Annotated in this window: 9 protein-coding genes and 1 pseudogene; 3 read left to right on the top strand and 7 right to left on the bottom strand. The window is 74.9% G+C overall.

Features of this window, described 5'->3' with window-relative positions; translation table 11 throughout:
- Positions 1-272 precede the first annotated feature (272 nt).
- Positions 273-1088 carry a MerR family transcriptional regulator gene (locus tag J7523_RS15045; RefSeq protein ID WP_291888280.1) on the bottom strand — a complete coding sequence of 272 codons (816 nt, stop codon included), beginning with the start codon at positions 1086-1088 and terminating at the stop codon, positions 273-275.
- A gap of 42 nt (positions 1089-1130) precedes the next feature.
- Positions 1131-1775, bottom strand: a complete 645-nt coding sequence (locus J7523_RS15040) for a TM2 domain-containing protein (protein WP_291888277.1) — start codon at positions 1773-1775, stop codon at positions 1131-1133.
- A 107-nt stretch (positions 1776-1882) separates the two neighbouring features.
- On the opposite strand from J7523_RS15040, the gene J7523_RS15035 reads away from it, so the two are divergent.
- Positions 1883-2725 (top strand): arginase family protein, encoded by an 843-nt coding sequence (locus J7523_RS15035; RefSeq protein ID WP_291888274.1) that lies wholly within the window; start codon positions 1883-1885, stop codon positions 2723-2725.
- A gap of 78 nt (positions 2726-2803) precedes the next feature.
- Here J7523_RS15035 and J7523_RS15030 read toward each other — a convergent pair whose 3' ends face one another.
- Positions 2804-3448, bottom strand: coding sequence for an Imm5 family immunity protein (locus J7523_RS15030; protein ID WP_291888270.1), 645 nt, complete (start codon positions 3446-3448; stop codon positions 2804-2806).
- A gap of 370 nt (positions 3449-3818) precedes the next feature.
- Complete coding sequence (locus J7523_RS15025; protein WP_291888268.1) at positions 3819-4313, bottom strand: FBP domain-containing protein; 495 nt, start codon at positions 4311-4313, stop codon at positions 3819-3821.
- 572 nt (positions 4314-4885) lie between these two features.
- Between J7523_RS15025 and J7523_RS15020 the strand changes: the two genes are divergently transcribed.
- A complete protein-coding gene (locus tag J7523_RS15020) occupies positions 4886-6667 on the top strand; it encodes an alpha/beta hydrolase (protein WP_291888267.1) in 1782 nt (593 codons plus the stop codon).
- Positions 6668-6712: 45 nt separating this feature from the next.
- On the opposite strand, the gene J7523_RS15015 is transcribed toward J7523_RS15020, so the two are convergent.
- Together J7523_RS15015 and J7523_RS15010 are read right to left on the bottom strand one after the other, a co-directional pair.
- Positions 6713-8494 carry an ABC transporter ATP-binding protein gene (locus J7523_RS15015; RefSeq protein WP_291888264.1) on the bottom strand — a complete coding sequence of 594 codons (1782 nt, stop codon included), beginning with the start codon at positions 8492-8494 and terminating at the stop codon, positions 6713-6715.
- Entirely contained in the window at positions 8491-10419 is a 1929-nt protein-coding gene (locus J7523_RS15010) for an ABC transporter ATP-binding protein (RefSeq protein WP_291888262.1), read from the bottom strand. The genes J7523_RS15015 and J7523_RS15010 overlap by 4 nt, the downstream gene beginning before the upstream one ends.
- A gap of 178 nt (positions 10420-10597) precedes the next feature.
- On the opposite strand from J7523_RS15010, the gene J7523_RS15005 reads away from it, so the two are divergent.
- Entirely contained in the window at positions 10598-12046 is a 1449-nt protein-coding gene (locus J7523_RS15005) for a lipase maturation factor family protein (protein WP_291888260.1), read from the top strand.
- Positions 12047-12144: 98 nt separating this feature from the next.
- On the opposite strand, the pseudogene J7523_RS15000 reads toward J7523_RS15005, so the two are convergent.
- Positions 12145-12480 (bottom strand): annotated as a pseudogene (locus J7523_RS15000) (methyl-accepting chemotaxis protein); the annotation flags it as partial.

The raw sequence follows: 12480 nt of genomic DNA, 5'->3' as shown, positions 1-12480 counted from the left end.
CCGGTGCCGGTCGGCGCCGCTGCGTCCGTGCCGGCCGGCGGCGGCGTGGACGGGGGTGTGCCACGTCGGGCGTGCGGTCGGGTCCTCAGGCGGGAGGCCGGTCCCCGCCGGGTGCCCGGCTCGCGGTCGTCGCCCCTCGTCGCGCACCGGGATGTCCGGCTCAGGGCGTCCTCGCCCTTGCGCGACGGCTGGATGTTATCGCTCACATTTCGCCGTAATCGTTTCGCGGCGACGCAACGGGCCCGGACCGCGTCAGGTGCGCGCGACGCGCGTCAGGCGCCGAACATCGCGGCGACGACGTCGGCGGCCTCGCCCGGTGCGCGGACCTCGAGGCGGACGTGCCCCGCCGTCATCCGCACGGTGAAGTCGAAGAACACGCAGCACTCCTGCTCGGCGGCGGCCAGGCGGGCCACCTCGGCGGCGAGGCCCGGGGCGGGGTCGAAGTCGAGCGCCGTGCCACCGTCGACCGGCTCGCGGCGGACCGCCGACGCGAGGAGCGTCTGCCAGTCGGTCACCCGGTCGGGCACGTCCGCGGCGCTGAGCGAGCAGGCGACGGGAGCCGCGTCGGGAGCGCGCCCGTCGGAGCCGGCGTCAGCCAGCGTCGTGGCGTCGTGCCCGCGCGACTCGGAACGTGGGCGGAGCGTGAGCGGCACGAGCGTGCGCGCGGTCGGCGGCGGCTCCGTGGCGACCGTCGCGCACGGGCACCCGTCGCCGCACGCGGTGCCGGTGGGGGCGTCGGCGAGCCGCGCGGCGACCGTCTGGAGCTGCGCCGCGAGGGCGACGAGCTCGCCGATCCGTTCCTGGGTCTCCGTGATCCGGGCCGCCACGGTCTCGACGACGTGGTGCGCGACCGTCGAGCAGTCCTCCACGGCGTACGCGGCGACGAGCTCGCGCACGTCGGAGAGCGGGATGCCGAGGTTCTTCACGGCCGTGACGAACCGGAGCCGGGCCACGTCGTCCTCGTCGTACGCGCGGTACCCGTTGCTGCCCCGGGCCGGCTTCTCGAGCAGCCCGATGTCCTCGTAGTAGCGCAGCGTCGTCGGTGCGACGCCGACCAGGCCCGCGGCCTCGGCGATGCGGTAGGTCATGCCGCGAACGTAGACCTTCGACCCGACTCGAAGGTCAAGGGGTCAGCCGCGCAGCGGGCGTCCCCGGGCGTCCCGGGCGAACCGTCCGCGCCGCACCGACAGGTACAGCAGCCCCTCGAAGAACCCCCACACGACCATGACGAGCGCCGCGAGCCCGAGCGTGAAGAACCCGCCGACGACGGTGATCGCGAGCATCGTCAGGCCGCGCTTCCAGTACCCGAGGTACATCCGGTGCAGGCCGAACGCCCCGAGGAACACCCCGAGCAGCCCGGCGGCCACCCGCGACCGCTGCCACGTCCACGGCCACGCGGACCCGACCGTCGCGCCCTCCCGTCTCACCGTCGAGGTCGTCGTGCGAGCGGGCGAGGGCTGCGACCACGCACCTCCCGACCCCGACCACGCACGGCCACCCCAGCGGCCCCACTGCGCGCGCGAGCCGCACAGCCCCCACGCACCGCGCACCAACCACGCCTGCCACGGCCACGACCACGGGTCGGCCGGCGGTTCGGAGTCACGCGGGGCGTCCTGCAGGTCCGGCACCGGGCCGGGCGGGTAGCGGAACGTGGCCGAGATCGGTGGCCCGGGCGGCGCCGGCGGGCGCGGCGGCTTGCGCGTGACGACGGGACGCTCGAACGCGTCGTCGAGGTCCAGGTCGAGGACCGAGGGCCGGTCGATGGTGTCGGTCACGGGGGCTCCCGTGGGTCGCGCGTCGCGGGCTGCGGCGGATCCTCCGAGCGTAAGCCTGGTCGCCCGAGAGGTCGATGCCGGCGCCGGGTGCTCCCTACGCTGGTCCGATGCCCGCCGTCCTGCGCCTGGTCACCGTCCCGTACGACTCCGCGCGGCACCGGGTGGGCCTCGGCGCCGCACCGGCCGCCTGGCTCGCCGCCGGAGCCGAGGAGCGGCTCGCGGGCGGTGCGGTGTCCACGGTCGAGGTCGTCTGCCCGCCCGACCTCGGCGAGCTCGCAGCGTCGTTCGCCGTGGCGCGGGAGGTCGCCCGCGAGGTGCGCGCGGCGTGGGACGCCGGCGCGTCGCCCGTCGTCCTCGCGGGGAACTGTGGGACCTCGCTCGGTGTCGTCGCGGGGCTGCCCGCGCGCACCGGCCTGCTGTGGCTCGACGCCCACGGCGACCTGAACCTGCCGTCGACCACCACGAGCGGCTACGTCGACGGCATGTGCCTGAGTGCGATCACCGGACGGTGCTGGGAGGCGTTGGTCGCGACCGTGCCGGGGTTCGTGCCCGTGCCCGACGAGCGGGTCGTGCTCGTCGGCGCCCACGCGCTCGACCCCGCCGAGGAGCGGTTGCTCGCCGGGGCGGGCATCGAGCACCTGACCGTCGACCGGATCCGAGCCGGGCAGGCGCAGCCGGTGCTCGACGCGCTCGCGGACCGCGTCGACCGGCTGCACGTGCACGTCGACCTCGACGTGCTCGACACGTCGGCCGGGCGCGCGAACCGATGGGCGACGCCCGGCGGCCTGCAGCCGGACGAGGTCGTCGGGCTCGTGCGCGGTGCGGCCGGGCGGCTGCCGCTCGCGTCGCTCACGCTCGCCTCGTGGGACCCGGCGCTCGACGACGACGGCCGCGTGCGCGAGGCCGGGCTGGCGCTGCTGGAGATCGCCGCGGAGCTCCTGGCCCGCTGACCTACGGCGCCCCGGCGCCCCGGATCGTCGACGGCGGGCCGTACCCGATCACTCTCCGATAGCAGCGGCCAGGCGGCGTCACGCGAACGGCAGCTCCGTCGGGTACGGGACCAGCGGAGCGTCGGCGTCCCAGGCGAACGGCACCGCGACGAGCAGGTACCACTCCCAGAACCGCCCGCGGACGAGCGGTTCGTGGACTCCTTCCCAGGTGGCACCCCCGGTCCAGGCGAGCGACGCGTAGAAGCACGCCTCCCAGTCCGCGGGGTCGGCCTCCTTCTCGGAGACGGCCAGGTCGTCGAGCGGCGGGTCGTCCAGCACGGTCGAGACGGCGGCCGCGCAGGCGAGCAGCGCGTGCACCGCGCGCGGGTCGACGGCGCCGAGCAGACCGGTCGCCCGAGCGACCGCCGCGTCGCGCATGGCCTCGAGCGTGGTGGTGCCGAGCTCACCGCGTAGGGCGGCGGCCGCCGCGACGGCCAGGTGCTCGGCCTCGTCCCGGAGCTCGGGGGCCGTGCTCAGCTGCGGGAAGCTGCCGTACGCACTGGCGATCGCGAGCCGCGCGCGCACGTGCCGACCGGCGTCCGGGTGCGATCCCGCGGCGGCGTCGAGGAGCACGTGCAGCCGCCCGCGCGCGGCGGCCGGGAGCTCACCGTCCGGGTCGATCGCGGCAGCGGCCCTGACGAGACCGGAGACGAGCGTCGGCGGCAGGTCGACGGGGGCCGTCATGCCCGGACCGTGGAGCGTGCGGGGGAGGTCCGGTCGTGGTGGTGGGGGCCGGCAGCGGGGGAGACGTGCAGGTCAGGCATGGGGGACACCTCTCGTGGGGCTGGCGCCCGAACTGTACCGACTCGTCCGGAAGGCCCGGGGCGGTTTGCCGACCGGACCGGGGGCCGGACAGGAAATCGGTCGCTCTGCACCGCGGCGCGGAGGACCGCGCTCGGCGCCCCGCGTCTCGTCGAAGCCCTCTCGCTGGCGTCCGTCACGTCGGTCACGTCCGGCGCCCGGGCCGTCCGGGGATCGCCGGGCCCGAGGTGAGGGAGGCGACCGCGCCGGCAACCAGGATCTCGTCCCGGTTGCCGGCGCGACCGCGTGCGGGTCAGACCTCACGGAGGATCTCCCGGGCGAACCGCTGGGACCGCTCGCGCAGCCCGTCGATCCGCTTGAGGACCAGCCCGGCCGGGTCCTCGCCGGCCTCGACGATCCGGGGCTTGCGCCGCACGTTCGCGGAGCACTCGAACGTGGTGCAGACGAGCGTGCCGACGGTGTCGCCGTTGCGCCCGGCGGCGCCGGAGCGGCGCGCGACGTACATCGACACGTCACCGGTCGCGTAGACGTCCTCGCACCAGGCGCACACGGCCCGGCGCCGGGACGCGACACCCTCGGGGGAGCGCAGGGTCAGGCCGACGAGCGTGTCGTCGACCGTGAGGACCACGTAGGCGCGCAGCGGCGCCTTGCGGTCCACCCAGCCCAGGTAGTCGAGGCGGTCCCAGCGGAGCTCCGCCAGGTCGGACGGGAGGGTGAGCTGCGCGGCCTCACGGCGCGAGCAGTTCACGAAGGACGAGCGGATCTGCTTCTCGGTCAGGGGGTGCATGGTTCTCGGTTCTCGTGCGGCGGGTGCCGTGCGCGAGCGTGCCGACGACTACGGGGGTCGACGACGGGACAGGCGCGGCGGCGGGGCGAAGGACCGGTCGGCGGTGCCGACGGTCGGGTCGCCCGACGAGGGACGCCGACGAGACCGCGAGGACCGACCGGGGAGTCCGGTGGGTCGTGCGGTGCTGCCGTGATGGCGTCAGGCGTGCTCGGCGGGCGTGCTGCCCGCGGCTGAGCAGGCCAGGACGGCCGCCTCGCTTCCCCGCTGCATCGTGATGCGCTCCGTGGTCGACGGTCCGGGGCGTGCGCCCCGGGATGGTGCGCCGCCGGACGGGCGGGCGCCTTCCAGGGTAGACGGCGTCCCCGCGAGCCGACGAACCCGACACGGGCGGCGCAACCGGGTGGGCCCACGGGCGGCCGTGGGAGCGGACCCGCCGGGTGCGGCATTTCCCCTGATTCTTCACATCTCGGACCTTGTACCGTCGTTCGCGCCTTCGGGAGGGTGAGAGCGGCCCAGGGGCCGGACCGGACGCAACGGCGCACGGCCGGCGGGCCCATACGCAGGGGGAATGCATGCTCCGTAGACATCGTCATGCCCGCCGCACGCTTGTCGCGCTCGCCGCGCTGAGCCTGACCCTCACGGTCGGCGCCACGGCAGCGAACGCCGCCGGCAAGACCGCACCCAAGACCGACAGGACGAGCCCGTACGAGGCCGCCCGGGTGGACCGGGTGCCCGCACCCGACCCGGGCTGGTGGGACTGTGCCGCGGCGTTCGCCGACGGCGCCGTGTGCGGGACCGTCACGCTCCCGCTCGACTACGACGAGCCGAACGGCGCGACGACCGAGGTCGCGCTGCTCAAGGTCCCGGCGACCGACCCGGCCCACAAGGTCGGCACGCTGTTCGTCAACCCCGGCGGCCCCGGTGGCTCGGGCGTGCAGATCGCCGCAGCGGCGTCGCAGTTCCTGTCGCCGTCCGTGCTCGAGAAGTTCGACGTGGTCGGGTTCGACCCGCGCGGCACGAACTACAGCGACAACGTCCGCTGCTTCAAGAACCTCGGCGAGCAGGCGAACGCGCTGGCCGGCCTGAACGTGCCGTTCCCGGTGAGCGACGCCGAGACGGGTGCGTACGTCGCGTCGTCGAAGGCGTTCGGCAAGGGGTGCTCGACGACGGGCGTCCCGCTGTCGGGCTCGATGTCGACGGCCGAGGTCGCGCGTGACATGGACGTGCTGCGCCGCACCGTCGGCGACCAGAAGCTCACGTACCTCGGCTTCTCGTACGGCACCTATCTCGGCAACGTGTACGCGAACCTGTTCCCGGACCGCGTGCGGGCGGTCGTCATCGACGGTGTCCTCGACCCGGTCGCGTGGGCGGGCACCCCGGCCACGGCGAGCATCCCGCAGACGGAACGGCTGAGGTCCGGCGAGGGCGCGTCGAAGGCCCTGCACGAGATCCTCGCCCGGTGCGCGACGGCGGGTCCGGACCTCTGTCTCACGGCAGGGCTGGGCGACCCCGAGACGGTCTACGCCGACGTCGTCGCGTCCCTCAAGGCGCAGCCGGTCGTGCTCACGGACGAGAACGGCGAGCCGCTGTTCGAGATCACGTACGCGATCTTCACGGCGTTCCTGCTCAGCGACCTGTACTCGCCGGACGGGTACACGTGGGTGGACCAGGACATCTCGGCGGTCTACGCGCTGCAGAACCCCGGCACGGGTGACGCCGAGGCGGCGCGCGCACGGCTCGCCGCGAAGTACGCGTCGGCGCAGGCGGCGCCCGCGGCCCGCAGCGACGCGTTCGGCTCGTTCGCCTGGCCGTACGACAACTCGCCCGAGGCGTTCCAGTCGGTGCTGTGCACCGACGGCAAGAACCCCGCCAAGGCCGAGAGCTGGGTGCCCGCCGCGGCGCGTGCCGACGCGGCCGCGCCGGGCTTCGGACCGCTGTGGACGTGGGCGTCGGCGCCGTGCGCCCGGTCCACCTGGACGGTGCGCGACGAGGACGCGTACTGGGGCACGTACTCGCACCGGACGTCCGCGCCCGTGCTCGTCGTCGGCAACTACTGGGACCCGGCGACGAACTACCAGGGTGCCGTCGCCGCGTCGAGCCTGCTGCCGAACAGCGTGCTGCTGTCGAGCGACAGCTGGGGGCACACCGCGTACGGCACGTCGGCGTGCGTGACCGACGCGGTCGACACGTACCTGCTGACGAGCACGCCGCCCGCGAAGGGCACGACGTGCACGGGTGACGTGCAGCCGTTCGTCGCGGCGCCGGGTGCCGGTGACCGCTCGCGGAGCGCGGTGCCCGAGCGGTCGCTGCCGCCCGTGGTGCCGCCGCTGCCGGGGGCGCTGCCGCGGTCCTGAGGTGAACCGGGCAGGGGGACGGGAGGTCGTCCCCCTGCCCGGCCGTCAGTCCGCGTAGGCACGCGCCTGCAGGGACCACAGGTCGGCGTACCGGCCGCCCGCGGCGAGCAGGTCGGCGTGGGTGCCGTGCTCGACGACCCGGCCGCCGTCGAGCACGACGATCCGGTCGGCCAGCCGCACGGTCGACATGCGGTGCGTGACGAAGACGGTCACCCCGCCCACGGTCGCCGCGACCTCGGCGGCGGTCGCCTGGTACGCGTCGACGAGGCGCTGCTCGGCGAGCGCGTCGAGGGCCGCCGCCGGCTCGTCGAGCGTGAGCAGCAACGGGTCCGTGCGCATGAGCGTCCGCGCGAACCCGACCGACTGCCACTGGCCGCCCGACAGGTCCTCGCCGTCCGCGTACCCGAGGCCGAGCACGCCGTCGAGGCCGACGCGGTCCACGGTGGACGTCGCGCCCGCGCGCACCGCCGCGGCCGTGACGGCGTCGGCGTCGTCCAGCGCAGCGAGCCGCCCGATCCCGACGCTGTGCTGCAGCGACAGCTCGACGCGTGCGAAGTCCTGGAACAGCGCCGCGGTCCGCTCCCGCCACGCGGCCGGTGCGACGTCGCGCAGGTCGACGCCCTCGACGAGGATCCGCCCGCCCGTCGGCCGGTACAGGCCCGTGAGCAGCTTCAGCAGCGTGCTCTTGCCGGCCCCGTTCTCGCCGACGAGCGCGACCGACGCGCCCGCGGGCAGGTGCAGGTCGATGCCGTGCAGCGTGTCGACGTCCGCACCCGGGTAGCGGAACGTCACGCCCTCCAGACGAAGACCGTCGCCGGTCGTCGCCGGGACCTCGCCGGTGCGCGCCGGTCCGGCGTCCCGCGTGACCTCGTCCTCGAACGCGAGGAACCGCCGCAGCCCGGCCGCCGCGCGGTGCACCGAGCCGAGCAGCTCGACGCCCGACGACATCTGCGACCCGAGCTGTGTCGCGAGCGTGACGGTGAGGACGACCGCGCCCGCGCTGGCCCACCCGGTGCGGGCGAGCTCGTAGACCCAGAGCACGGCGGCGACGTAGCCGAGGCCGAACACGAGCTGGCCCGACGCCCGCAGGACCGCGTGCCGGCGGTCCGCCCTCGCCATCGCCGTGCCGTAGTCGTCGAGCAGCGCCCGCTGCCGGTCGAGCAGGAAGCCCGCGCCGCCCGCGAGCCGCACCTCCTTCTGGGACGCCGGGCTCGCGGCCAGACGACGCAGCGACCGGATCCCGCGCGTGGTCGGCGACTGCGCCTCGCGGACCGCCTGCAGCCCGGCCTCGGCCCGCCGGCCGAGGATCACCGGCACGATCGCGGCGAGCGGCAGCGCGAGCAGCCACGGCGACACCGCCCCCAGCACCACGGCGGTGAGCAGCACCTGGACCACCAGCGCACCGAGCTGCAGCCCGAACTGCACGGTCGCGCGGAGCTGCATGACGTCCTGGCGCAGCAGGTCGACGCGGTCCGCGAACGCGGGGTCGTCCGCGTGCGCGAGCTCCTCGGGCCCGTTCACGAGCCGGACGAGGTCGCGGTTGAACCGTTCCTCGGTGAGCTCGGCGAGCTCGAAGTAGGACAGGTGCGCGAAGTGGCCGAGCATGAGCTCGCCCGTCAGCGCGACGGCCACGACGACGCCCCACGTCGTCGCGTCGCCCACCGCGCCGGCCGTCACGGCGTCGACCAGGCGGCCCGCACCGACCGCCACGAGCGGGGTCGCGAGCGCGCCGAGCAGCAGCAGCCCGCCGCCGACCACCAGGCGCCGGCGGTCGAGCCGCCAGCCGATCGCGAACAGCCGCCCGAGGCAGAACACCACGTCCCTCATGCCCGCACCGCCCTGGTCTCGTCGTCCACGCCGCCGTCGCCTGCGTCGCCGCCGCCCGTGCCGCCCTCGTCTCCGCCGCCGAAACGGCGCGCCTGCACCTCGAACATCCGCGCGTACGTGCCGCCCTGCGCCACGAGCTCGTCGTGGCTGCCCGCCTCGGTGACCCGCCCGCCGTCGAGCACCACGATCCGGTCGGCGCGGCGGACCGACGAGAACCGGTGCGAGATGACCAGGCTCGTGACCCCGCGGGTGAGGTCGAGGAACTGGTCGTAGAACTCGGCCTCGCCGCGGGCGTCGAGCTGCGCGGTCGGCTCGTCGAGCACCAGCACCGACGCGCCGTGCCGCACCGCGAACAGCGACCGCGCGAGCGCGAGCCGCTGCCACTGACCGCCCGACAGGTCGCGGCCGCCCGGCAGCGCGCGCGTCAGGGGCGTGTCGAGCCCGAGCGGGAGCTCGTCGAGCAGGTCGCCGAGGCCGACACGGCGGATCTCCGCCTCGATGCCCGCGTCGTCGTCCCGGTGCTCGATCGCGCCCATCGCGACGTTCTCGCGCAGCGGCAGCTCGTAGCGCAGGTAGTCCTGGAACGTGATCGCGAACGCGCGCTGCCACGCGCGGGTGTCGAGGTCGCGCAGGTCGACGCCGTCGACGGCGACCGTCCCGGCGTCGGGGCGGTACAGGCCGGTGAGGAGCTTGACGAGCGTCGTCTTGCCCGCGCCGTTGACCCCGACCAGCGCGGTGGACGTGCCGACCGGGAGGTCGAGGTCGAGGCCGTCGAGCACCGGGCGGTCGGGGCGGTAGCCGAACCGGAGGTCGTGCGCGGTGATGGTCCCCGTGGGCGTGATGCGGCCCGCGGTCGGCTCGTGCGGGGGTCCGGCGTCCTGCTCGGCCTGCGCCTCGAACTCGAGCAGGGCCTCCCACGCGCTGCGCCCGTAGACGAGCTTGACGTCCGACTCGGGGAACATCACGCCGAACCGCGCGCACAGCACGAGGGCCTGCACGGCGACGGCCGCGGCCCCCACCTGCACGCTCTGCGCGTCCCGCGCGAGCAGGACGAGCGCGACGACCGACCCCGCGAGCGCGACCGCCGTGTACGTGAGGAACGGGACGCCGTACACACGCCGCCGCCACCGCCACAGCGGGTCGAGCACCGCCCGGTTCTCGGCCGCGTACCGCTCGTCGAGCCAGTCGACCAGGCCGAGCGTGCGGATCTCCTTGGCGGCGCGTGTGCTCGTCGCGAGCTCGCGGACGTACGTCGCGCGGCGGCGCAGCGGCTGGAACCCGCGGATGAGCTGGCCCCAGCGGAAGAACGCCTCCGTCTGACCGGCACGTGCGACGAGCGCGACGACAGCCCCCGCCACCGCGACCCACGGCCCGGCGACGACCGTGAGGACCGCGACGGCGCCCACGAGCTGCGTGTACCGGGCGACGAGCGCGAGCCCGCCCTCGACCGCCGTGCCCGGCGTCAGCGTCCACTGCTCGAACGCCTCGTCCGCCTGGGCCAGCCGGTCGGCGACCTCCGGCCGCTCGAGCGTCGCGAGCTCGGCGCGCTCCAGCGCGAATGCCGTGAACCGGGTGAGGCAGGCCGCGTCGACCCGTCGGGCGACCGCCTTCGACAGCACGAGCTGCACGGGTGCGAGCAGCTGCTGGGCCAGGAACGCACCGATCGCGAGCGCCAGCCACGGCATCGCGCCACCGTCGTCGAGGTGCTGCAGCGCGGCGCCCGTGCCGACCAGGAACACGACGGGCGCGGCACCGGCGAGCAGGTGCACCGCCGTCGTGGCCGTGACCAGCCGCCAGCCTGCGTACCTCGTGAGGTGCCGCAGCTGGGTGGCCGCCGCGCGGCGCTGACGCCAGCGTGCGCCCAGGCCGCGCAGCGTGGGCCGCGCGACGTCCGCGCCCAGCCGGTCGAGGTCCGCGATGCTCACAGGTCCCGCCACGTTGTCCCCTGTCTGGTCGCCGCTCGCCGGCCCCACGCGCTCCGGCCGCGCGCGACATTACCGGTAAAGAGGGCACGCCGGACACGCTTTTCCGCGAGTCGTCGGGTCGCGTGCGGCACGGGGCGACGGGACGCTGGGCAGGTCGGTGGTGCGGGTGGTGGTCGCGGTGGAGTGGTTCGACGCCGAGGGGTACACGGTGGCGCGCGCCGTGGTGCAGCGCGGCGTCGCGGCCGTGTTCGGCCTCGGGTTCGTCGTCGTGCTGCGGCAGTTCCGGCCGCTGCTCGGGTCGCACGGGCTGCTGCCGGTGCCGGCGTTCGTCGCGCGCGTGCCGTGGCGGCGGGCGCCGAGCCTGTTCCAGTGGCGGTACTCCGACGGGCTCGTCGTCGCCGTCGGGTGGGTCGGGGTCGTCGTCGGGCTGGCGCTCGTGGCCGGGTTGCCGCAGCGGGCCGCGCCGTGGGTGCCGATGGTGGCGTTCCTGCTGCTGTGGGCGCTGTACCTGTCGGTCGTGAACGTCGGGCAGACGTTCTACGGGTTCGGCTGGGAGTCGCTGCTGCTCGAGGCAGGGTTCCTCGCGGCGTTCCTCGGGTCCGACCCGGTCGCGCCGCCGGTCACCGTGCTGGTGCTGCTGTGGTGGCTGGTGCTGCGCGTCGAGCTGGGGGCCGGGCTCATCAAGTGGCGCGGCGACCGGGCGTGGCGCGACCTCACGGCCCTCTACTACCACCACGAGACGCAGCCGATGCCCGGTCCGCTGAGCCGCCTGTTCCACCTGCTGCCGCGGCCGCTGCACCGCGTCGAGGTGGCCGCGAACTTCGTCGTCCAGCTCCTCGTCCCGCCGTTCCTGCTGGTGCCCGGGCCCGTCCAGGCGGTCGCCGCCGCGCTCATGATCGTCACGCAGCTGTGGCTCGTGCTGTCGGGGAACTTCGCGTGGCTGAACTGGCTGACGATCGTGCTGGCGTGCTCCGCGGTCGACGACCGTGCGTGGGCCGTGGTCGGCGTCCACGCGACCCCTGCGGCCGCCGACCCGCCCGTGGGGTTCGTCGTCGTGGTGCTCGCCGTGTCCGCGCTGTGCGTGGTGCTGAGCTGGTGGCCGGCGCGCAACCTGTTCTCCCGCCACCAGCTCATGAACGCGTCGTTCAACGTGTTCCACCTCGTCAACACGTACGGCGCGTTCGGCACGATCGGTCGGCGGCGCACCGAGGTCGTCGTCGAGGGGACCCTCGAGCGGGATCCCGGGCTCGACGCCGCGTGGCTGGAGTACGAGTTCCGCGGCAAGCCCGGCGACGTGCACCGCCTGCCCCGGCAGTACGCGCCGTACCACCTGCGGCTCGACTGGCTGATGTGGTTCCTGGCGCTCGGGTCGTCGGTGCAGATGCGCTGGTTCCTGCCGTTCCTGCGGCGGCTCCTCGAGGCGGACCGCCCGACGCTGCGGCTGCTCGCGCACGACCCGTTCGACGGCGGACGTCCCCGGTGGGTCCGGGCCCGGCTGTACGCCTACCGGTACGCCCGGCCCGCCGAGCACCGTGCGACGGGCGACCGCTGGGTCCGCGAGGACCAGGGCCTCCTGGTCGACGCCCTGTCCCTGGACACGTTCGCCCGCCGCACCCGACCGCGGTGACCGGCCGCGCCGCGAGTCCGTGGGTTGTCGCCGAGTCCGTGCCCTGCAACCCACGGACTCGCCGACAACCCCCGGCCTCAGCCCGGGGCGAGCGGCCGTCAGTACGTGAAGGTCTCCACTCGCCCGCGCAGGTCGGCGGCGAGCTTGGCGAGCTCGTGCACCGATGTGCCCATCTCGCTCAGCGCGTCCGCGCCCACGGCTGCCGCGGTCGCGACGCCCGTGATGTTGAACGCGATGTCGCCGGCGCCGGTGGCGGCCTGGGCGACACCCCGGGACATCTCGTTGGTCGTCGCGGTCTGCTCCTCGATGGCCGACGCGATGCTCATCTGGTAGTCGTTGATCGAGTCGATGATCGACGAGATCTCCGCGATGGCGTCGACGGCCCCGGTGGTGTCGGCCTGGATGGCCTCGACGCGCTGGGCGATGTCCTCGGT

This window comes from Cellulomonas sp. (assembly GCF_017744555.1).
Classification (GTDB): Bacteria; Actinomycetota; Actinomycetes; order Actinomycetales; family Cellulomonadaceae; genus Cellulomonas.
Note: the sequence above shows the minus strand (reverse complement) of the source record. Positions and strands in the feature narration are given on the sequence as shown.